At 71.8% G+C, this 20,204-nt stretch carries 20 protein-coding genes and 3 tRNA genes; 9 read left to right on the top strand and 14 right to left on the bottom strand.

What is annotated here, in order from left to right; genetic code table 11:
* Nucleotides 1-176: 176 nt before the first annotated feature.
* Both FED44_RS32960 and FED44_RS32965 read left to right on the top strand, forming a co-directional pair.
* Complete coding sequence (locus FED44_RS32960; RefSeq protein WP_244302471.1) at nucleotides 177-383, top strand: DUF6247 family protein; 207 nt, start codon at nucleotides 177-179, stop codon at nucleotides 381-383.
* Nucleotides 367-618 (top strand): hypothetical protein, encoded by a 252-nt coding sequence (locus FED44_RS32965; protein ID WP_138463122.1) that lies wholly within the window; start codon nucleotides 367-369, stop codon nucleotides 616-618. Before FED44_RS32960 ends, FED44_RS32965 begins: the two co-directional genes overlap by 17 nt.
* 126 nt (nucleotides 619-744) lie before the next feature.
* On the opposite strand, the gene FED44_RS32975 is transcribed toward FED44_RS32965, so the two are convergent.
* The 5 genes from FED44_RS32975 to leuC form a co-directional block, all read right to left on the bottom strand.
* The gene (locus tag FED44_RS32975; protein WP_208759310.1) at nucleotides 745-2,844 is read right to left on the bottom strand and encodes a SpoIIE family protein phosphatase; all 2,100 of its coding nucleotides are present in this window, start codon (nucleotides 2,842-2,844) and stop codon (nucleotides 745-747) included.
* A 303-nt stretch (nucleotides 2,845-3,147) separates the two neighbouring features.
* Entirely contained in the window at nucleotides 3,148-3,444 is a 297-nt protein-coding gene (locus tag FED44_RS32980) for an HU family DNA-binding protein (RefSeq protein WP_111698130.1), read from the bottom strand.
* Between the two features lie 51 nt (nucleotides 3,445-3,495).
* Nucleotides 3,496-3,756 carry an SCO5555 family protein gene (locus tag FED44_RS32985; RefSeq protein ID WP_111698129.1) on the bottom strand — a complete coding sequence of 87 codons (261 nt, stop codon included), beginning with the start codon at nucleotides 3,754-3,756 and terminating at the stop codon, nucleotides 3,496-3,498.
* A complete protein-coding gene (gene leuD, locus FED44_RS32990; protein ID WP_111698128.1) occupies nucleotides 3,735-4,322 on the bottom strand; it encodes a 3-isopropylmalate dehydratase small subunit in 588 nt (195 codons plus the stop codon). Before leuD ends, FED44_RS32985 begins: the two co-directional genes overlap by 22 nt.
* A 28-nt stretch (nucleotides 4,323-4,350) precedes the next feature.
* Nucleotides 4,351-5,736 (bottom strand): 3-isopropylmalate dehydratase large subunit, encoded by a 1,386-nt coding sequence (gene leuC / locus FED44_RS32995; RefSeq protein WP_111698127.1) that lies wholly within the window; start codon nucleotides 5,734-5,736, stop codon nucleotides 4,351-4,353.
* Nucleotides 5,737-5,872: 136 nt separating this feature from the next.
* Here leuC and FED44_RS33000 point away from each other — a divergent pair, with 136 nt between their 5' ends.
* Nucleotides 5,873-6,589, top strand: a complete 717-nt coding sequence (locus FED44_RS33000; protein WP_111698126.1) for an IclR family transcriptional regulator — start codon at nucleotides 5,873-5,875, stop codon at nucleotides 6,587-6,589.
* Between the two features lie 72 nt (nucleotides 6,590-6,661).
* Nucleotides 6,662-8,365: a hypothetical protein gene (locus FED44_RS33005; RefSeq protein ID WP_138463123.1), complete on the top strand. Its 1,704-nt coding sequence runs from the start codon at nucleotides 6,662-6,664 to the stop codon at nucleotides 8,363-8,365.
* Here FED44_RS33005 and FED44_RS33010 read toward each other — a convergent pair.
* Complete coding sequence (locus FED44_RS33010) at nucleotides 8,343-9,356, bottom strand: LLM class flavin-dependent oxidoreductase (RefSeq protein ID WP_138463124.1); 1,014 nt, start codon at nucleotides 9,354-9,356, stop codon at nucleotides 8,343-8,345. The genes FED44_RS33005 and FED44_RS33010 overlap by 23 nt on opposite strands.
* A gap of 88 nt (nucleotides 9,357-9,444) precedes the next feature.
* Between FED44_RS33010 and FED44_RS33015 the strand changes: the two genes are divergently transcribed.
* Both FED44_RS33015 and FED44_RS33020 read left to right on the top strand, forming a co-directional pair.
* Nucleotides 9,445-10,263 (top strand): helix-turn-helix domain-containing protein, encoded by an 819-nt coding sequence (locus FED44_RS33015; RefSeq protein ID WP_138463125.1) that lies wholly within the window; start codon nucleotides 9,445-9,447, stop codon nucleotides 10,261-10,263.
* 10 nt (nucleotides 10,264-10,273) lie between these two features.
* Nucleotides 10,274-10,996 carry an MgtC/SapB family protein gene (locus FED44_RS33020; protein WP_244302472.1) on the top strand — a complete coding sequence of 241 codons (723 nt, stop codon included), beginning with the start codon at nucleotides 10,274-10,276 and terminating at the stop codon, nucleotides 10,994-10,996.
* A gap of 48 nt (nucleotides 10,997-11,044) precedes the next feature.
* Here FED44_RS33020 and FED44_RS33025 read toward each other — a convergent pair whose 3' ends face one another.
* From FED44_RS33025 to FED44_RS33045, 5 genes are all read right to left on the bottom strand, one after another.
* Nucleotides 11,045-12,022 (bottom strand): SDR family oxidoreductase, encoded by a 978-nt coding sequence (locus FED44_RS33025; RefSeq protein ID WP_138463126.1) that lies wholly within the window; start codon nucleotides 12,020-12,022, stop codon nucleotides 11,045-11,047.
* Entirely contained in the window at nucleotides 12,019-12,456 is a 438-nt protein-coding gene (locus FED44_RS33030) for a MerR family transcriptional regulator (protein WP_111698121.1), read from the bottom strand. The genes FED44_RS33025 and FED44_RS33030 overlap by 4 nt, the downstream gene beginning before the upstream one ends.
* A gap of 105 nt (nucleotides 12,457-12,561) precedes the next feature.
* Nucleotides 12,562-12,634, bottom strand: a tRNA-Glu gene (locus tag FED44_RS33035).
* A 13-nt stretch (nucleotides 12,635-12,647) separates the two neighbouring features.
* A tRNA-Glu gene (locus FED44_RS33040) sits at nucleotides 12,648-12,720 on the bottom strand.
* 43 nt (nucleotides 12,721-12,763) lie between these two features.
* Nucleotides 12,764-12,835: transfer RNA gene (locus FED44_RS33045), tRNA-Gln, on the bottom strand.
* Between the two features lie 184 nt (nucleotides 12,836-13,019).
* Here FED44_RS33045 and FED44_RS33050 point away from each other — a divergent pair.
* On the top strand, nucleotides 13,020-15,002 hold the full coding sequence (locus tag FED44_RS33050) for a M3 family metallopeptidase (RefSeq protein WP_111698120.1): 1,983 nt from the start codon (nucleotides 13,020-13,022) through the stop codon (nucleotides 15,000-15,002).
* Nucleotides 15,003-15,014: 12 nt separating this feature from the next.
* Here the strand turns inward: FED44_RS33050 and gltX are convergent, their stop codons facing one another.
* Both gltX and FED44_RS33060 read right to left on the bottom strand, forming a co-directional pair.
* A complete protein-coding gene (gene gltX / locus FED44_RS33055; RefSeq protein WP_138463127.1) occupies nucleotides 15,015-16,388 on the bottom strand; it encodes a glutamate--tRNA ligase in 1,374 nt (457 codons plus the stop codon).
* A complete protein-coding gene (locus tag FED44_RS33060; protein WP_138463128.1) occupies nucleotides 16,381-17,151 on the bottom strand; it encodes a fumarylacetoacetate hydrolase family protein in 771 nt (256 codons plus the stop codon). The genes gltX and FED44_RS33060 overlap by 8 nt, the downstream gene beginning before the upstream one ends.
* 82 nt (nucleotides 17,152-17,233) lie before the next feature.
* On the opposite strand from FED44_RS33060, the gene FED44_RS33065 reads away from it, so the two are divergent.
* Complete coding sequence (locus tag FED44_RS33065; protein ID WP_138463129.1) at nucleotides 17,234-17,617, top strand: antibiotic biosynthesis monooxygenase family protein; 384 nt, start codon at nucleotides 17,234-17,236, stop codon at nucleotides 17,615-17,617.
* A gap of 48 nt (nucleotides 17,618-17,665) precedes the next feature.
* Here the strand turns inward: FED44_RS33065 and FED44_RS33070 are convergent, their stop codons facing one another.
* Nucleotides 17,666-18,253, bottom strand: a complete 588-nt coding sequence (locus tag FED44_RS33070; protein ID WP_138463130.1) for an HD domain-containing protein — start codon at nucleotides 18,251-18,253, stop codon at nucleotides 17,666-17,668.
* A 264-nt stretch (nucleotides 18,254-18,517) separates the two neighbouring features.
* Here FED44_RS33070 and FED44_RS33075 point away from each other — a divergent pair, with 264 nt between their 5' ends.
* Nucleotides 18,518-20,194 (top strand): heparinase II/III domain-containing protein, encoded by a 1,677-nt coding sequence (locus FED44_RS33075; protein ID WP_138463131.1) that lies wholly within the window; start codon nucleotides 18,518-18,520, stop codon nucleotides 20,192-20,194.
* The last annotated feature ends 10 nt before the right edge of the window (nucleotides 20,195-20,204 follow it).

Below are 20,204 nucleotides of genomic sequence, written 5' to 3' on the forward strand. Positions count from 1 at the left end.
GTGAGAGGCCGCGCAACCGGCGAGCGGCGCCCAGGTCGCCTGGGCGTCCGGGCGATCCGCTCGGCCGGTGAGCCGGATTGTCCTGACGGAGTTGGGGCCTGCTCCCACGTGGGCGGGATGATCGGGCTTCCACCTCAGTCGCTTACGGCCCCGACGCCCGGCACGGCCTTAAGGCGGTGCTCGACGAGGTGCGGGTCAGCCTTGATCTGGGGACGCTTGACGCGTTCGTGCATCGGTGGTGGATCTCCGCCTGCGACTCCGTACGCGACCCTGAGGGCCGGCGGCAGATGCACGACCGGGCCGAGCAGGTGCTGGCCGGAGGACCCCGTCCCGAGGGCAAGCCGTGGCGCGAGATCCTCGCCGCCCGTGGAATCGACGTGTAGGTGTACAGCGCCGGTTGCCGAAGAGCAGATCACCGCACTACCCGACGAGGCGCTGCGCCCACTCGCGGAGTTGTTCACGCTGCTGGAGACCGCTCCGTGGAGCGGAGAACCGTACAACCGGGCGAAGCCGAGATCAAACATGCTGACCCATGCCTTCGGCGAGCGCGGCTTGGCCACCTACGTCGTCCTCGAAGAGCAGCGTGAAACCCTCCTTGTCCGCCTCGAATGGCCCTGACCGGCGAGACGGACTCGCAGACTGCGCATCCGCTGGGAAGTCCGCGAGGACATCCACCGCGCCTTCCTCAGCATCGGCTGCGCCCTCATCTGCTGGCGCCGCCTCAGCTCATTGCGTTAGGAGCTCTTAGGCCGACGGCAGGCGCAGGGCGATCATGGCGATGTCGTCCTCTCCCGTCAGGGGCATCCCGGTGAGCAGTTCGTCGCAGAACCGGCCCAGGGGTGCGCGGGCGAGCTGCTCGGCGCACCGCCGCAGCCGTTCGAGCCCGTCGCCGATGTCCTCGCCCCGCCGTTCGACGAGGCCGTCGGTGTAGAGCAGCAGAGTGGCGTGCGGCGGCAGCATCTCCACGGCGCTGGCCCACGGCCTGCCGTGGTCCAGGCCGAGGAGGGGGTTGCGCGCGTCGCGCAGGAAGCGGCTCCGCCCGTCGCCGGTCACCAGCAACGGCGGCGGATGCCCGGCCACCGAGTAGGCCAGCCGCCAGCCGCCCTCCTCGTCCCTCTCGGCGCGGGTCAGGACGCAGGTCGCGGTGCTCTCGCCGTTCAGGGTCTCCAGGGCGGCGTTGAGCCGCCGCAGGACGTTCCCGGGAGACTCGTCGCGGTCGACGGCGAGCGCCCGCAGCATGTTCCGCACCTGGCTCATGCACACGGCCGCGGCGAGGTCGTGCCCGGCCACGTCACCGATCACGAGGTCGAGGGCGCCGCCGGACGGCACGAACGCGTCGTACCAGTCTCCGCCGATCTCCGCGGCGGTCGGGCTCGCCTGGTAGCGCGCGGCGATCTCCAGGCCGGGCACCCGGGGCGGCTCCGCCAGCAGGCTGTGCTGCAGGGCCAGCGCCACCCTCTGGTTGCGCCGGAACCGCAGGGCCTTGCTGACCGCGTCGTGCGTGTGGTCGAGCATCTCCCGCATCAACCGGACGTCGTCCGGCGCGATGGGAGGGCGGTCCCCGCAGACGCCGGTCACGACCACCGTCGCCACCTCGCCCTCGACGACGACCGGCATGATGGCCAGGCTGTGCTCCCCGGCCTCCTCGATCCAGGCCGTCACGTTGTCGGCGCAGGGGAACGGCGGCCGTCCCGGCGGGAAGGCCGCCTGCAGGGGCCGGCGCCGCCGCACCGCGCGTACGAACCCGCTGTCGGCGGGGTGGTACTCCTTACGCCGCGCCGGCAGGCTCGGCAGCCCCTCCCGTACGGCGGAGGCGACGCGCTCGGTGACGATCGACGCGGGCGGCGCGCCGATCGCCTCGGGCAGCAGGTAGACGTAGCACGAGTCGGCCAGCTCCGGCACGATCACGTTGGCGAACTCCTGGCACATCTCCTCCAGGTTGGAGATGTCGCTCGCCGCGGCGGCGGCGCGGTCCAGCAGCCGGCGACGCCGGGCCTCCTGCCACTCCTGCTCGACGTCGGTGGAGGCGCCCACCCACTCCACCACCTCGCCGTCCTCGTGCACGGGCACGGCCCGGTAGCGGACGTGACGGTAACGGCCGTCGGGGGTGCGGACGCGGTAGATCTGCTCGTAGAGCGAGACGGCCTGTTCGGTGGCCCTGTCCCAGGACTCGACGGCGGCCGCGCGGTCCTCGGGGTGGACGGCGCGGAACCACCCGTCGCCGAGGCTCTCCTCCACGCTCTGCCCCGTCAGCCGCTGCCAGCCCTGGCTCATCTCCCTGGCCTCGCCGTGCGGGCCGGTCACCCACACCAGGTGCGCGTCCGCCCACACCATGCTCTGGTAGCGGCGCTGGATGCGGCGCCACTCCTTCTCCATGACCCGGACGCGCCGGGCGGCGGCGAGATGCGCCGTGATCTCCTGGACCACCGCCAGCAGGCCGTTCTCCCCGCACGTGAGGGGCACCCTGGACAGGCTCAGGCGGAAGGAGCCCTCGCGGGACGCGCCACCGGGACCGGTCACCGTGACGACGACCTCGTCGAGGCACGCCGCCTCCCCCGTCTCCAAAACGTGGCCGAGCGTGCCGGGCGAGAGCCGCCGGACGAGGCCGGGGAGGGCCTCCCGGACGGGCGTCCCGGCCGGCCACCCGACGGCCGCACGGTCGCCGCACGTCCACCCGTCGACCGACCACTCACCGTCCGGCCGCTCGCCGAACATGGCGGCGACGGCGGCGTTCGTGTAGACGAGCCGATGATCCTCGCCCCGGGTCACCAGGACCCCGACCGGCGCCTGGTCGAACAGGTCCAGTGGAATGCGGCTGGTCTCTCGTTCGTGGCCGACGTGCACTGACTCAATCCCCCGGTCGCATCGCGCGCGGACCACCGGGGGTCCGGGAGGCGCCCCGGCGATTCGCTTTCCCGATGGTTGCACACGTTTGCGCAGTTCAGGGTGGAGTTTCGCGCTGTTTACCCCGTCATGACGGGCACAAGACGAACGGCGCCCGGGAACCCGAGCGCCGTCCACAGTGCTGAACCTGCGTGAGCCTTGCTTGAACGATCCTGCTTGAACGTTCCTGCCGGAACGCCCTTGCAGAGACGACAACGCCGGCGACGACCACAGGGCCGGCCGTCGCCGGACCCCGCGGGCCGGCTACTTCTTCTTGGCGGCCTTGCCGCCCGCGTTGACCTGCTCCTTGAAGTCCGCGCCAGGGCGGAACCTTGGCGCCCAGCTCTCCTCCACCTTGATCGGGTCGCCTGTGGAGGGGTTGCGAGCCGTACGGGCGGGCTTGTGCACCATCTCGAAGGCGCCGAAGCCGGTGATCGAGACCTTGTCGCCACTGGCGACGGCACCCTGGATGGCGTCGAGGACGGCGTTGACGGCCTCGGTGGCCGTCTTCTTGTCACCGACACGATCCGTGATCGCGTCGACGAGTTCCTTCTTGTTCATTTCGGTTCCTCCCCCTTACGCGCTTGAAATTAGGGGACGAGGTCGCGGGACTCAATCACCGGGGGGCATGTTTCGCCTGCTCGGCGTGTCGGATGCGCCGTCCAGATAGGCGATGAAGACGTCCAGCCGGGCGGCCGCATGGGCTATGTCCCGCTTTGCCACGTCACAGATAGCAAGCAGCCGTCGCGCCAGGCGGGCCTGCTCCTCCTGTGGTAAGGCTAACGCCCTGACGCGGCGGTGCGCATCACGCAGTCGCCGCGCCAGCAGCGCGTCTTCGGTCTGAGGCTCGTTCAGACGGTCGTCGGCAGCCATGGCTGCCGCCCATTCTCGTACTCCTCGATGGCGTCCGCGTGACGCAGGGTCAGGCCGATGTCGTCGAGGCCCTCCAGCAGCCGCCAGCGGGTGTAGTCGTCGATCTCGAACGACGCGACCAGGTCCCCCGCGCGCACCTGGCGTTCCACGAGGTCGACGGTGATCTCCGTCTTCGGGTCGGCCTCCACCGCGTCCTGCAGGCTCTTGACGACGTCCTCGGGCAGGACGACCGGCAGCAGGCCCATCTTGGTGGAGTTGTTGCGGAAGATGTCGCCGAACCGCGAGGCGATCACGGCGCGGAAGCCGTATTGCTGCAGGGCCCAGACGGCGTGCTCACGCGAGGAGCCGGTGCCGAAGTCGGGCCCGGAGACGAGGATCGACGCGCCCTCGTACGCCGGGTCGTTGAGCACGAACGACGGGTCCTCCCGCCAGGCGGCGAACAGGCCCTTCTCGAAGCCCGTACGGCTGACCTGCTTGAGCCAGACGGCCGGGATGATCTGGTCGGTGTCCACGTTGCTGCGGCGCAGCGGCACGGCCCGGCCGGTGTGCGTGGTGAAGGCGTCCATGATGATCTTCTCCTGGGACGTGGGCGGACTAGAGGTCGGCGGGGGCGGTCAGCCGGCCGGTCACCGCAGTCGCGGCCGCGACCTGCGGCGACACGAGATGGGTGCGCCCGCCCTTGCCCTGGCGGCCCTCGAAGTTGCGGTTGGAGGTCGAGGCGCTGCGCTCGCCCGGCTTCAGCGTGTCGGGGTTCATGCCGAGGCACATCGAGCAGCCGGCCTCGCGCCACTCGGCGCCGGCCGCCGTGAAGACCTCGTGCAGGCCCTCCTCCTCCGCGGCCTTCTTGACCCCCATGGAGCCCGGGACGATCAGCGTACGGGTGACGACCGAGCGGCCGCGCAGGATCTCGGCGGCGGCGCGCAGGTCCTCGATGCGGCCGTTGGTGCACGATCCCACGAAGACCGTGTCGACCTGGACGTCGCGCAGCGGCGTGCCGGCGGTGAGGCCCATGTACTCCAGCGCCCGCTCGGCGGCGGCCCGCTCGACCGGGTCGGCGAACTGCTCGGGCGACGGCACGGCGGCGCCGAGCGGCGCGCCCTGCCCCGGGTTGGTGCCCCAGGTGACGAACGGCGTGAGGGTCGCGGCGTCGATCTCCACGACCTTGTCGAACACGGCGTCGTCGTCGGTGCGCAGCGTCTTCCAGTACTCGACCGCCCGGTCCCAGGCCTCGCCGGAAGGCGCGTGCGCACGGCCGCGCAGGTACTCGAACGTGGTCTCGTCGGGGGCGATCAGGCCCGCCCGCGCGCCGGCCTCGATCGACATGTTGCAGACGGTCATGCGGCCCTCCATGGAGAGCCTGCGCACGGCCTCGCCGCGGTACTCGACGATGTGACCCTGCCCGCCGCCGGTGCCGATCTTCGCGATGATCGCGAGGATCAGGTCCTTGGCGGTCACGCCGACCGGAAGCTCGCCCTTGACCTCGATGGCCATCGTCTTAGGCCGGTAGGCGGGCAGCGTCTGGGTGGCCAGCACGTGCTCGACCTCGGAGGTGCCGATGCCGAACGCGATGGCCCCGAACGCGCCGTGGGTCGAGGTGTGCGAGTCGCCGCAGACGATGGTCATGCCGGGCTGGGTCAGCCCGAACTGCGGGCCGATGATGTGCACCACGCCCTGGCCGGCGTCGCCCATCGGGTGCAGGCGGACACCGAACTCGGCGGCGTTCTTGCGCAGCGTCTCGACCTGCGCGCGCGACACCGGGTCGGCGATCGGCCCGAGCACGGTCGGCACGTTGTGGTCCTCGGTGGCGATCGTGAGCTCGGGACGGCGCACGGGACGGCCGGCCATGCGCAGGCCGTCGAACGCCTGCGGGCTGGTCACCTCGTGGATGAGGTGCAGGTCGATGTAGAGCAGGTCGGGCTCGCCCTCGGCCCGGCGTACGACGTGCTGCTCCCAGACCTTCTCAGCCAGTGTTCGACCCATGGTTGACGCCTCCTCGCGCTCAGGCCCCCGGCAATGTCTCTCATGATGAGACGGATATATCGGGATATGGACAGTCTATCTAGTTATCCCCACCATTGCGTTTGCATCTCGTATGGCGAGACGGCAGTATCGGGGTATGGACAACTCTAGCGGGGTCGGAGTACTCGACAAGGCGGTTCTCGTGCTAAACGCCCTGGAGGCGGGCCCCGCTTCCCTGGCACAGCTCGTCCAGGCGACCGGTCTGGCCAGGCCCACGGCCCACCGGCTGGCGGTCGCCCTGGAGCACCACCGCATCGTCTCCCGCGACACGCAGGGCCGCTTCATCCTCGGCCCCCGGCTCTCGGAGCTGTCCACCGCCGCGGGCGAGGACCGCCTGCTGGCCGTCGCCGGGCCGGTGCTCATCCAGCTCCGCGACCTCACCGGGGAGAGTGCCCAACTCTACCGCCGCCAGGGCGACGAGCGGGTCTGCGTGGCCGCCGCCGAGCGCGCGAGCGGCCTGCGCGACACCGTGCCCGTCGGCTCTGCGCTGCCCATGACCGCCGGGTCCGCCGCGCAGATCCTGCTCGCCTGGGAGGAGCCCGACCGGCTGCACCGCGGCCTGCGCGGCGCCAAGTTCACCGCCGCCACGCTCGCGAGCGTACGCAGGAGGGGCTGGGCGCACAGCGTCGGCGAGCGCGAGCAGGGCGTGGCGAGCGTGTCGGCGCCCATCCGCGGCGCGGGCGGCAAGGTGATCGCCGCGGTCTCCGTGTCCGGGCCCATCGAGCGGCTGACCCGTACGCCCGGCCGCATGCACGCCGCGCCGGTCGTCACCGCGGCCGAGCGGATCACCGAGGCCATGCGCCGGGCGAACTGAACGCGCGAACCGGTGCAACTGAGGGGCCGAACTGATTGGAGAGCGGCCTCCCGATAGCCCTAGGCTGGCGGGGTGACAGATCGCATCGAGGCAGCCGCCGCTGAACTGCGCCCCCTGCTCCAAGAATTCATCCTCTGGACGCCGGGCAACGCGCCGGGCAGCGACCCCGATCTCGTGGGTCCGGTGGCACTGTGGCATCGCCTGATCGCCCGTACCGACGTCGGGCTCTGGAAGCGCGGCGATCTGCGCACGATCCTCCTCGAACGCATGCCCCAGGTCGTGGAGGACCCCGACGCCGCGGCGGACGGGATGATCCCGGCCGTCCGGGCGTACCTGACCTTCCTGTCCGGCACCGGACGGCTCACGCCCGGCTCGGCCTCCCTGGAGACCCTGCTGGCCGAGCTGGACGAGGTCGAGGACGACTTCGTGGAGGCGATGGAGGACGTCATCGCCGAACGCGACTGGGACGAGGAGGAGGACGAGCTCGACGAGGAGGGGTCCGACGAGGGCCTCGGCGACTTCGAGCCGTTCGCCGACGAGATCGCGGCGCTGCCCACGGTCCGGCTGCGCCCCGACGTCGAGCTGGCCGAGGCGGCGCGCGGGGTCACGCTCATCGCCCAGGCCCGCGACCTGGCGCTGTGGGTCGGCACCGGGCGCAAGGTGGGCGAGGAGACCCTGCTCGGCGAGGCCGAGGTGGACGAGGCCGTGCGCACGATCGGCCTGTCCGATCCGCGCAACATCTGGAACCTGTGGAACCTCGCCATCGACCTGGAGTTCCTCGCCCCCGACGGCGACGACACGGTCAGCGTCGACTCCGACACCGAGGGCTGGCCCTACGAGGACGACGACGACGTCCTCGACGTCTGGATGCTCGGCCTGCACTCGGTCGACTACGGCGACCCCGAGCTGGACGACGACGACCTCACGCTGGCCCTGTCCGGCCTGACCCGCGCGCTGCTCGTCCGCCTGCTGCTGGCGGGGGGCGGCCGGCGGGTGCCCGAGCTGCGTGAGGAACTGGCCGAGGCGGCGGCCGAGTACGACGATCTCGGCGCCGACGCCTGGGCCGCCGCGGGCGACCCGCTCGCCTCCGTCCTCGCCTGGCTGACCGGGTACGGCATGGTGACCGTCGAGAACGACACGGTGACCCTGACGCCGCTCGGCGCCGAGGGCCTCGTCCACCTGCTGGACGACGAGGACATCGAGGTCGACGCCCGGCCCGCGATCGACGCGATGACCGCCCTCGACCTGCTGTCGTTCAGCGCGGACATGTCCGAGGAGGAGGCAGACGAGGAGTTCGCCGCCTGGCTCGCCCTGCGCGACCCGGCGCGGGCCGCCGCCGAGCTGCTGGGCGCCGCCGCCGAGGAGGAGGCGGACGCCCTCGTCCGGGTGCAGGCGGCCAGCCTGGTGGGCTCGCTGGGCGAGGCCGCCATACCGGCCTGGCAGGAGGCGCTGAAGGAGCCGTCCCTGCGGCCGTACGCCGCGACGCACCTCACCCAGATGGACGTCGAGGACGCCCCCGAGCCCACGCAGGCGGACACCCACTGGCTGATCCTGGACATGTGGACGATCTCCGCCGGGCTCGGCCGGCCGGAGTTCGTGTCCAGCCTGCACGACATCGGCCCGGCGCCGACGCTCATCGGGCTGCTCGACGTGATCTGGAAGGTCCGGCACCCGCACCTGGAGGAGCTGCTGGAGCTCATCGACGAGGCCCACCCGGACAAGCAGGTGGGCAAGGCCGCCAAGCGGGCCCTGTTCAAGGCGCGCTCGGGACGATGACCGGCCTCACCCCTTCGTAGGCGAGCCCGGCCTCCGGCTCCGGCCGGGCCCGTCGGAGGGGTGCGATCAGCTCGGCGACCCGGTCGAGCTGGTCGCGCTGGCCGTGCAGGCTCAGGGCGCCCAGGCGGACGACCAGGTGCCGCGCCCCGGCGGCCACGTAGCGGCACAGGCCCGCGAGCACCTGATCGGCCGTGCCGGTGACGACCGCCTGGATCCGCTCCAGTTCCTCCAGCGGCATGCCGTACGCGACCCGTGCGTACGCGTCGAGGGCCCGGCGACCGGCCTCGGGTCCGTCCTCGTCGATCCACACGGAGACGAACAGGGCCGGGGTGACGTCCTCGGGCCGCCGGCCCGCCGTGCCCGCCGCTTCCCGTACGGCCGCGAGCCCGGCGGCGTAGTCGGCCGGGTCGGGCGGATAGGGCAGCCACCCGTCGTAGTGCCGTCCCGCGCGGGCGAGCGCGGCCGGTGTGGCGCCGCCGAGCCAGATCGGCGGCCCGCCGGGGCGGAACGGCCGGGTGGCGGGCGGGATGTCGTCGAATCGGAGGATCTCGCCGTGGAAGGAGGTCTCGCCCTTCCACAGTGCGCGCCAGAGCGCCACGGTCTCGTCGAGCCGCGTGAAGCGGCGCTCCCACGGCACCTCCGACAGGGTGTAGAACGGCCGGCCGAACCGGCCGGGGAACCCCGCGCCGACCGCGACCGTCAGCCGGCCCCCGCTGAGCAGGTCGATCGACGCGAGGGACTGGGCGGCCTGGATCGGCCGCCGCAGGAAGGGCAGCAGCGCGCCCGTCCCCAGGGTCACGTGGCCGGTCGCCGGCGCGAGCGCCGCCAGCATGGTCAGCGCCTCGACGCGCGGGCTGATCAGGGAGTCGTTGACGAAGAGCGAGGAGAACCCCGCGCGTTCCGCCTGGCGGCCGAGGGCGACCAGCTCTCTGGGATCGCCGTCCGCGCCCCACTGGGCGGTTCCGGTCGGAAGCAGTACACCGATGTCCATGCCGGCGATGCTCGCGATCCGCGCGGGCGGGCGGCAATTCCCCGCAGGGAATGGCCGGGACGCCGCACATGCCGCTAGAAGGGTCACCGTGGACTTCCCCCGCGCGCTCCGCGACCGCCGGACCCGCCGTCGCCTCAGCCAGCTGGAGCTGGCGCTGCGGGCGGGCACCACCCAGCGGCACCTCAGCTTCATCGAGTCCGGCAGGTCCGTGCCCGGCCGGAACATGGTCGTACGGCTCGCCGAAGGGCTCGAACTGCCGCTGCGCGAGCGCAACGAACTGCTCGTGGCGGCCGGGTACGCCCCCGCCTATCCGGAAAGCCCGCTCGACGACCCGGTGCTCGCCCCGGTGCGCACGGCGATCGGCCACATCCTGCGCGGGCACCTGCCGTACCCCGCGCTGGTCGTGGACCGCGACGGCGGCCTGATCGCCGCGAACGAGGCTTTCGGCCTGATCACCGAGGGCGCGGATCCCGAGCTGCTCGGCGCCGGGGCGAACGTGTACCGCCTCGCGCTGCATCCGCGCGGCCTGGCGCCGCGCATAGGGAACCTCGCCGAATGGGCCCGGCACATCCTGACGCGCCTGGGTCACCTGCCGGAGCTGCGCGACGAGCTGACGCGGTACGTGCCCGCGCCGGAGCCGTCCGCCGGGCAGCTCGGCTTCGCGGTGCCGCTCCACCTGCGCACCTCGCTCGGCGAGCTGCGTCTCATGACGACCGTGACGACCTTCGCCACCGCCGTCGACGTCACGCTTTCCGAGCTGAAACTGGAGGCGTTCCTGCCGGTGGACACCACGACGGCCGGGATCCTCCGGACGTTCGCCGGCGGAACGGACGGCACCGGCCCCGCCACGGCGCCGGGCCGGGCTCACGGGCTCGGACGACCGGCCGGTGACCGGGGCCGGTCTTAGGCTGGTTCTCGTGACGCCCGTATCACTGACCGTGGAGGCGGTCCCGGAACTGGAGCAGGCGGTGGACCTCGCCATCGCGCTGGTGCTGTCGGCCGCCATCGGGGCGGAACGGGAGATCCGGCAGAAGAGCGCCGGGCTGCGCACGCACACGCTCGTGGGGTTCGGGGCCGCGCTGTTCATGCTCGTGTCCAAGCACGGCTTCTCCGACATCCTCAGTGAGCACGTCACACTCGACCCGTCCCGGGTGGCCGCCCAGATCATCTCCGGCATCGGTTTCATCGGCGGCGGGCTGATCTTCATACGGCGCGACGCGGTGAAGGGCCTGACCACCGCCGCCGCCGTCTGGCTGACCGCCGGTGTCGGCATGGCCGCGGGCGCCGGTCTGTGGCTGCTGGCCGCCCTGGCGACCGTTGGGCACTTCATCGTGATGCTCGGGCTCACCCCGCTGGCCGCCCGGTTCCCCCGCTCCCGGCACACGCCGTATGCCCTGAGGCTGTCCTACATCGACGGCCGCGGCGCGTTCTCCCGGATCCTGACCGAGTGCGGCGCACGCGACTTCGCCGTGAGCGAGCTGTCGCTCGAACAGCCCGGTGAGCGCCGCGAGGGCCGTACGGTCACCGTCTCCATGACGGTCCACGGCCCCGGCTCGATCGGCGACCTCACCGCCGCACTCGCCGGCATCGACGGCGTGCTGACCGTCTCCAGCCTGGACGCCGGCGCCCGCCATCTCTAGGGCACACAACGCGAAACCCCGGGCCGCGCGTCCGCGGCTCTCGCGCCGTCAGCTCCCCGCCTCCAGCAGACCGAGCTCGCGCAGGCTCTCGGCCGTCTCCACGATCGCCGTCTCGGCGGGGCGCGGACGCCATCCGAGCTCGTCGCGGGCTCGATCGTTGTGGATGACCGGCCGTGGCGGTTCGTCTCCCGGCGCCTCCCGCGTTGGAACCCGCGCGGCGAGCGGACCGAGCCGCCGGCGCAGGATCTCGGCCACCTCCAGAAAGCTCAGCACCGGACCGTCGGCGACGGCCAGGAAGCGCTTGCCCGCGGCCTCGGGCGCGGCCATGGCGCGGATGTGCAGGTCGGCCACGTCGCGCACGTCGACGACGCCGAAGCGCTGCCGGGGCGCGACGCTCATGCTCCCGTCGAGCATCACCTTGACCAGCTGGGTCGAGGAGCGCAGGCCGGTCGTCAGGGTGGGCCCGAGGATGGCGGTCGGGTTGACCACGACGAGTTCTGTGTCGCCGCCTTCGCGCTTCATCCAGTCCCACGCGGCCCGCTCGGCGAGCGTCTTCGAGCGTGGGTAGGGCGCCAGCCCCGGCATGTCGGGGTCGGTCCAGTCGGCCTCGGTGAACTCGGCGCCGGGCTTGGGGGTGTATCCGACCGCGGCGAAGGACGAGGTGAGCACGACGCGCCGGACGCCCGCGTCCCGCGCGGCGCGCAGCACCCGCAACGCACCGTCACGGGCGGGGACGATCAGCTCGTCGGGGTCCTCCGGCTGGACGACGGGGATGGGCGACGCGACGTGATGGACCTCGTCGCAACCCGCCAGCGCGGCGGCCCACCCGTCGTCGGTCGTCAGCTCCGCGGCGACGACCTCCAGGCCGGCGTCGTCGGCACCGCCGCGACGCACCGCCGCGCGCAGCTCCGCCTCGCGGGACGCCGAGCGCGCCGTGGCACGCACCTCGCCACCCGCCCGCAGCAGCGCGGCGACCAGATGCGTGCCCAGGTAACCGGACCCGCCGGTGACCAGAACCCGGCTCATCGCGGCAGCTCCAGACGGCCCACCGCGTCCGTGACTCGCCGCATCGCCTCGGCCTCCGCGCCGGCGTCGCCCCGGTCGCGGGCGTCCCACAGGGCCGCCTTCTCGCGCAGGTAGCCGAGCCGCGCGCGCTGAGCGGAGATCTCGGCCTCGATCCGCTCGGCCTGTCGCAGCAGCAGGTCGCGCTGCTCCGCCGCCGCGGCCCGCCCGCGCGTGCGGTTGGCCAGGTAGGTACGCATGGCCTCGATGCCCATGCCGACCGCGCGAAGGCAGGCCAGCACCTCGATCACCTCAAGGTCCTCGTCCTGGTAGCGGCGATGTCCGCTGCTCTCGTCACGGCCGATCGGCCCGACCAGCCCGGCCTCTTCGTAGTAGCGCAGCGTCGGCTCGCTCAGCCCGCTGTGCCGGGAAACGTCCTGGATGGTGAAGCTCGTCATGCGACCAGCACAGCATCCCTCAAGCGCTTGAAGTCAAACACGAGCCGCCAGTCCCTGTGACGGCGAAACCCCCGGCACGGGGAGGTGCCGAGGGTTTCGGTGAGGTAGCCCCGACCGGATTCGAACCGGCGCTACCGCCTTGAGAGGGCGGCGTCCTAGGCCACTAGACGACGGAGCCGAGTGCAGTGAAGTAGTCCCGAGCGGATTCGAACCGCCGTTACCGCCTTGAGAGGGCGGCGTCCTAGGCCACTAGACGACGGGACCATGCACTGCGCTGCTTCCAGCAGAATCCCTTGGGGGGATCCAGCTGGGGTACCAGGACTCGAACCTAGACTAACGGAGCCAGAATCCGTCGGGCTGCCAATTACCCCATACCCCATCTGCTCGCGGGGGCCTCGCGGCTCCCGCTTGCGACTCCGAAAGGATAGCCCAGCTTGCGACCCACTACCAAAACGATTGCGGCGCGCCCCGCGATCTCGTGATCCGATCCTCCCGGGCGAAGGCCCCGGCGCTTCTGTGCGAGGCTGGGACAAACGCCAGCGCCACGTGAGGAGCCGCCCGCCATGACCTCGGCCGCGAACCCCTTCCTCAGCCCCAGCGACCTGCCGTACGGGCTGCCTCCGTTCGAGGAGATCAGGGAGGAGCACTACGCGCCGGCGTTCGAGCAGGGCATGGCCGAGCACCTCGCGGAGGTCGAGGCGATCGCCGCGAACCCGGAGCCTCCGACGTTCGAGAACACCATCGAGGCGATGGAGAGGTCGGGCGGGCTGCTCGACCGCGTCTCGGCGGTGTTCTTCAACCAGGCGTCGTCCGACACCACTCCGGGCGTGCAGGAGATCCAGCAGGCCGTCACGCCCAGGCTCGCCCAGCACGCCGACGCGATCCACCTCGACCGGAGGCTGTTCGAGCGCGTCCAGGCGGTCGAGGCGGCCGACGAGGAGCAGCGGTGGCTGCTGAAGCGCTACCTCACCGATTTCACCCGCGCGGGCGCCACGCTTGACGAGCGGGACCAGGACCGGCTCAGGGAGATCAACGAGCGGCTCTCGGCCCTCGGGACCACGTTCCAGCAGAACCTGCTCGCCGACACCAACGAGCGCGCGGTGGTGGTCGAGGACGTCGCCGAGCTCGACGGGCTCTCGCCGGACGCCGTCCAGGCGCTCGCCGACCAGGCCGGGGAGCGCGGCCTGGACGGCAGCTACCTGATCTCGCTGGTCCTGCCCACCGGTCAGCCCGCCCTGGCCGAGCTGACCGACCGGTCCCTGCGCGAGCGGATCTACCGCGCCTCCTCCGGACGCGGCGCCGGGAACGCCGGCCTCATCAGGGAGATGGCCGCCCTGCGCCGGGAGCGGGCGCGGCTGCTCGGCTACGAGAACCACGCGGAGTACGTCCTGGCCGACCAGACCGCGGGCACGACACGGGCCGTGACCGAGATGCTGGACCGGCTCGTGCCGCCCGCGGTGGCCAACGCCCGCAAGGAGCAGGCGGACCTGGAGGAGATCGCCGGGCACCCGATCGAGCCGTGGGACTGGGCGTTCTACGCGGAGAAGGTGCGCAAGGCCCGCCACGACATCGACAGCCGCCGCATGCGGCCGTACTTCGAGCTGAACACCGTGCTGGAGAAGGGCGTCTTCAACGCGGCGACGCGCCTCTACGGCGTCACCTTCCACGAGCGCCCGGACCTGCGGGGCTACCACCCGGAGGTGCGGGTCTTCGAGGTGCGGGACGAGGACGGCTCGCCGCTGGGCCTGTTCCTGGGCGACTTCCACACCAGGGCGTCCAAGCGGGGCGGGGCGTGGATGAACAGCCTCGTGAAGCAGTCGGGCCTGGAGGGCACCCGGCCGGTGGTGGTCAACAACCTCAACATCGTCAGGGGCGAGCCGACCCTCATGACGTTCGACGAGGTCAACACGATGTTCCACGAGTTCGGGCACGCGCTGCACGGCCTGTTCTCCGACGTGCGGTTCCCCCGGTTCTCCGGTACGGCCGTGCCGCGCGACTTCGTGGAGTATCCCTCGCAGGTCAACGAGATGTGGGCGACGCATCCGGAGATCCTGGCGGAGTACGCGCGGCACCACGAGACGGGCGAGCCGATGCCGCGCGACCTCGTCGACCGGATGCTGGAGACCCAGAAGTTCGGCCAGGGCTTCGCCACGCTGGAGTACCTCGCCGCGACCCTGCTCGACTGGGCCTGGCACACGGCGTACGACGGCGACGAAGACGTGGAGGAGTTCGAGCGGCGGGCGCTCAGGGACGCCGGGGTGGACCTGCCCGCCGTCCCGCCGAGATACCGCAGCACGTACTTCGCCCACATCTGGGCGGGCGGCTACAGCGCCGGCTACTACTCCTACATCTGGAGCGAGGTGCTCGACGCCGACACGGTCGAGTGGTTCGGCGAGAACGGCGGGCTGCGCCGGGAGAACGGGGACGCCTTCCGTGCGGCCCTGCTCTCCCGGGGCGGCAGCGTGGACTCGATGGCGGCGTTCCGGGCCTTCCGCGGCCGGGACCCGGAGATCGCCCCTCTCCTCGACCGCCGCGGCCTCCGCTGATCCCTCAGGGGATCAGGACGTGCCCTGGAGGCGGGTGAGGGCGGCGCGGAGGCGGTCGAGCGAACGCTCCCGGCCGAGCACCTCGATCGACTCGAAGAGCGGCAGGCCCACGGTCCGGCCGGTGATCGCCACCCGGACCGGCGCCTGCGCCTTGCCGAGCTTGAGGCCGTGGGCGAGGCCCACCTCCTCCAGCGCGGTCTTCAGCGAGTCGGGGTCCCAGCTCACCGTCTCCAGGCGCTCGGCGTACTCGGCGAGGATGGCGTCCGCCCCCGGCTTCATCGCCTTGTCCCAGGACGGCTGGTCGAAGACGGGCTCGTCCAGGAACAGGAAGTCGACGTTGGCGGTGACCTCCGACAGCACCGCGACCCGGGTCTGCACCAGGTCGGCCACGCGGGCGAACACGTCGCTGTCCCAGGACGGGTCGAGCCACGGCTCGCAGCGGGCGGCGAACACCTCGCGGGGCAGCGCCCGGATGTACTCGCCGTTGAAGGCCCGCAGCTTCTTCTCGTCGAAGAACGCCGGGGCCTGGTTCACGTCCTCCAGCCGGAACAGCGGCATCATCTCCGACCACGGCATGATCTCGCGGTCGTCGCCCGGCCCCCAGCCGAGCAGCATCAGGTAGTTGACCATCGCCTCGGCGAGGTAGCCCTCGTCGCGGTAGGACTCCAGGGCGACCTTGTCACGCCGCTTGGACAGCTTCTGCCGCTTCTCGTTGACGATCACGGGCACGTGCGCCCAGACCGGCGGCTCGGCGCCGAGCGCCCGCCACAGCAACTGCTGCTTGGGCGTGTTCGACAGGTGCTCCTCGGCGCGGACCACGTGGTCGATCCGCATCTCCATGTCGTCGACCACGTTGGCGAGGATGAACAGCGGCGAGCCGTCCCCCCGGACGATGACGAAGTCCTCCATCGCGGCGTTCGGGAACTCCACCCGCCCGCGGACCTTGTCGTCCACGACCGTCACGCCCTCGTCGGGCGTGCGGAACCGCACGGCGCCCTCGGTCAGGCCGAGGTCGCGGCAGTGCCCGTCGTAGCCCTGGTGCTCGGAGCCGGTCCTGGCCTTCACGTCGTCCCGCGTGCAGGTGCAGTGGTAGGCCTTGCCGTCCTTGAGCAGCTTCGCGGCCGCCTCGCGGTGCTGCTGCTCGTACGCCGACTGGAAGTAGGGCCCCTCGAACCGGGGCGAGTCGCCGTTGATGCCGATCCAGGCGAGGGCCGAGATGATGCCCTCGGTCCACTCCGGCCGGTTGCGCGCGGCGTCCGTGTCCTCGATGCGCAGCACGAACGTGCCGCCGGACCGCTCGGCGATCGCCCAGTTGAAAAGCGCCGAACGAGCGCCACCGACGTGGAACATGCCGGTGGGCGAAGGGGCGAAGCGCACCCTAGTCACGTGAGATCACCCGGTTAGTGAGAGTTCCGATTCCTTCGATGGAGACCCCGACCTCGTCGCCGACGGACATCGGGCCCACCCCGGCGGGGGTGCCGGTCAGGATGACGTCGCCGGGCAGCAGGGTCATGACCGCGCTCACGTACGCGACGAGCGCGGGGATGTCGTGCAGCAGGAGGGAGGTGCGGGCGCTCTGCCTGACCTCGCCGTTGAGCGTGGTCGTGATCGACAGGTCGGCCGGGTCGAGCTCGGTCTCGATCCAGGGGCCGAGCGGGCAGAACGTGTCGAAGCCCTTGGCCCTGGCCCACTGGCCGTCCCTGGCCTGCAGGTCGCGTGCGGTCACGTCGTTCGCGCAGGTGTACCCGAAGATCACCTCACCGGCCCGCTCGGCCGGCACGTCGCGGCAGAGCCGGCCGATCACCACGGCGAGCTCGCCCTCGAAGTCGACCCGCTCCGACAGCTTCCCCGGGTACGCGATCGCCTCCGACGGCCCGATCACGGTCGTGTTGGGCTTGAGGAACACGACCGGCTCGGCCGGGGGCTCGCCGCCCATCTCCCTGGCGTGGTCGGCGTAGTTCTTGCCGATTGCGATGATCTTGCTGGGCAACATGGGGGCGACCAGGCGGACCTCGGCCAGCGGGAACCGCTCACCGGTGAACTCCACCCCGTGGAAGGGGTGCCCGCCGATCCTGGCGATGACCTGCTCGCCCTCTTCCACCACGCCGAAGGCGACCTGGTCGCCCATCGAGAACCTCGCGATACGCACGTCACGAGCCTAGTGGGGTACGCCCAATGGGCGTGCTTAAGGTGGTCTGCTGTCGGATGAAGTCGAGCGTACGGGAGTCGATGTGCCTTCGGTCGTGAAGATCAACGTGCTGACGGTGCCCGAGGAGATGCGGCGCGAACTGGAGCAGCGGTTCGCGGGCCGGGCCGGGATGGTGGAGTCCGCCGACGGGTTCGAATGGTTCGAGCTGCTGCGGCCGGTCGAGGGCGGCGACCGCTACCTGGTCTACACCCGCTGGCGCAGCGAGGAGGACTTCCGGCGCTGGCAGGAGAGCCAGGCGTTCCAGGCGGGACACGCGCGGGCCGCGGCCGAGGCCGCCGCACAGGGGGAGAACCAGGGCGAGAACCACGGCCACGGACACGGGCACGGGCACGGCGGTCCCGCCGCGACCGGCTCCGAGCTGTGGTCCTTCGAGGTGGTCGAGAGCTCCGGACCCAAGGAGGACTGACCCGGCCGGGCCGCCCGGTCGCACCGGGCGGCCGGCCAGGCGGCGGGATCAGGCGTCCAGGGGGTTGGCGGCGATCCGGGCGCCGACGCCGCCGTCGACGGAGCGGGCCGCCGCGCAGCCCGGCTTGCGCCGCGCCTGCTCCTCGAAGGCGGCCAGGAACTCCGCGCCGAACCCGAGCCGGGGATAGCGGCTCAGCACGGCGGCCCGGGCGTCCCCCGGGAACTCCCCGGGCCGCCGCCCGGACACGTCCCAGGACGTGGCGACCTGCAGGAGGTGCGACTCGGGGTCCTCCGACGCGGAGACGTCGTCGCGCATGTGCAGGACAATGATCTCCTCGGCCCGCGCGGCCCGCTCCGCCGGCCATCCCGCCGCCAGGCCGAAGACCCAGGCGAGACGTCCTCCCGCCTCCTCGAACGGCACGCGGTGGCTGTCGAACGTCTCGGTCAGCCCGGCGTCGTGCAGCAGGGACGACACGTAGTACAACTCGTCGTCGAAGCCGATCCCGTGCGCGCGAGCGTACCCGGCGCCCCACAGGTAGGACCTGATCGAGTGGTTGAGCAGCGCGGGCGGGCAGAACCTGGTCGCCGTGGCCAGCGCCGCCGCGGCGGCGGGAGTCTCGGGGAACGGTGCGAGCATGGCGACCAGGCTGGCAGACCCCGTCCGGGACGCACGAGCGGCCGGACGGTCGTTTCGCGCAAGGATCCGGCCAAGGACGGCAGGGCGCGTTCACCACGGTGAGCGACGACGGAGGTACGGCGGGGCGACAGAGGGGCGATCACCGGGCGACGGCAGGGCGAAGACCGAGGTCGGTTGCGTAGTTGTGATCAAAGCGGCTTGACCAGATCATCAAAAACCGGACAGCATGGCGCACCCCTGCCCTGAATCCCGGAAGGAACCGGCGTGCCCCGCCGCCTCACCGCCCTCCTCCTGTCGGCCGCGCTCCCCCTGAGCGCGCTCGCCGCCACGACGGCCGTGCCCGCCGCGGCCCGGACGCCGCAGCGCACGCCGGAGTGCCAGGGGGACTGGCTGCCCGCCACCCCCACCTCCCCCGACATCATGAACGGCAGGCTGTCCTTCCTCGCTCTCCCCGCCGTCACCGTGGGCAAGGACGTCAACTGGCGCCTGGACCCGTACCGGAACCGGTCCTGGCAGATGGTGTTCCAGTCGCTGCGGTGGATGGGCCGGCTCGTGGCCGACTACGAGTCGACGGGCAAGACCGACTACCTCGACCGGGCGGTCGAGATCGCCAGGGACTGGGTCGCGGACAACCCGTACGGCGGCCGGACGACCGCCAGGTACGCCTGGGCCGAGCATCCCATCGCGCTGCGCGCCCCGGCCCTGGTGTGCCTGAGCAGGTACGTGAAGGAGCGCTGGCTCACGTCGAGCCTCGCCCTGCACGCGAAGCTGCTGGCGGACCCCAAGCACTACGAACTCGGCCACAACCACGGGCTCGACCAGGACATCGGCCTGCTGCGCATCGGCTGCCGCTACGGCAACCCGGCGTGGAAGAACCTCGCCGTACGCCGGATGGTCAAGTCGATGACGCTCGACATCGACGGGCAGGGCGCCCTGCGCGAGCAGGCGCCGCGCTACGCGATCTACGTGCACGACCGGCTCAGGGTGGCGGTCGACACGATCAAGGACTGCGGGATGAAGGTGCCCGCGGCGCTGGCGAGCCGCTGGGAGAGCCTGCCCCGGCACATCAGCGCCGCGACCCAGCCGAACGGCTACATGGTGCCGATCGGCGACGGGCCCGCGGACGTCCAGCCCGCCGCGTTCGACCACGCCGACGCCACCGTGCAGGTCTTCGACGCGGGATACGTCTTCGGCCGTACGGCCTGGGCCGACCCGCAGTCGGCCTACTACTCGATCCGGTTCGGCCCGGCGCTGAAGTTCCACGGCCACGAGGACCACATGGGCGTCACCTACTACGCCCAGGGCCGCTCGATCCTCACGGAGGCGGGCTTCCACTCCTACGAGAACACGCCGTACCGGCGGTGGACGCTGAGCCCGGAGGCCCACAACGTGCCGGTCCTCGTGGGCCGGAGGTTCCGGGGGCACACCCCCACCAAGCTCGTGCGCCGGTCGCTGGACAAGGAACGGCAGTCGTTCACGTTCACCGACCGGGCGTACGGCGTGGCGCGCACGCGGTCGGTGCTGGTCAGCCATCACCAGGACGTGATGGCGGTGCTCGACGGCGGCGGCGGCAAGCTGCGCAACCTGTGGCACCTCGCCCCGGACCTGAAGGTCGTGTCGAACGCGGGCGGCCGGGTGGTGGTAGCCGACGGCGGATGGAAGGCGTCGATCGTCCAGCTCGCGATGCCGTCGTGCCGGCCGGTCGGAGGCCAGCGGGTGGTGCGCGGGCGGACCTCGCCCTACCAGGGCTGGATCTCGCCGGGATACATGCGCAAGGAGCCCGCCGGCGTGATCGTCTCGCCCGTGGCCCGCTCGCTGCTGACCGTGGTGGTGCCCGGGACCGACCGGCCGGATGTCACCTGCTCGGGACGCACGCTGATCGTGCATACTCCGGCCGGTCCGGTCACGCTGCGCACGAGTTCGTCCGGCACGCTGTCGTAGCCCTCCCCCT

The sequence above is a fragment of the Microbispora triticiradicis genome, assembly GCF_005864065.1.
GTDB classification, from domain to species: Bacteria; Actinomycetota; Actinomycetes; order Streptosporangiales; family Streptosporangiaceae; genus Microbispora; species Microbispora triticiradicis.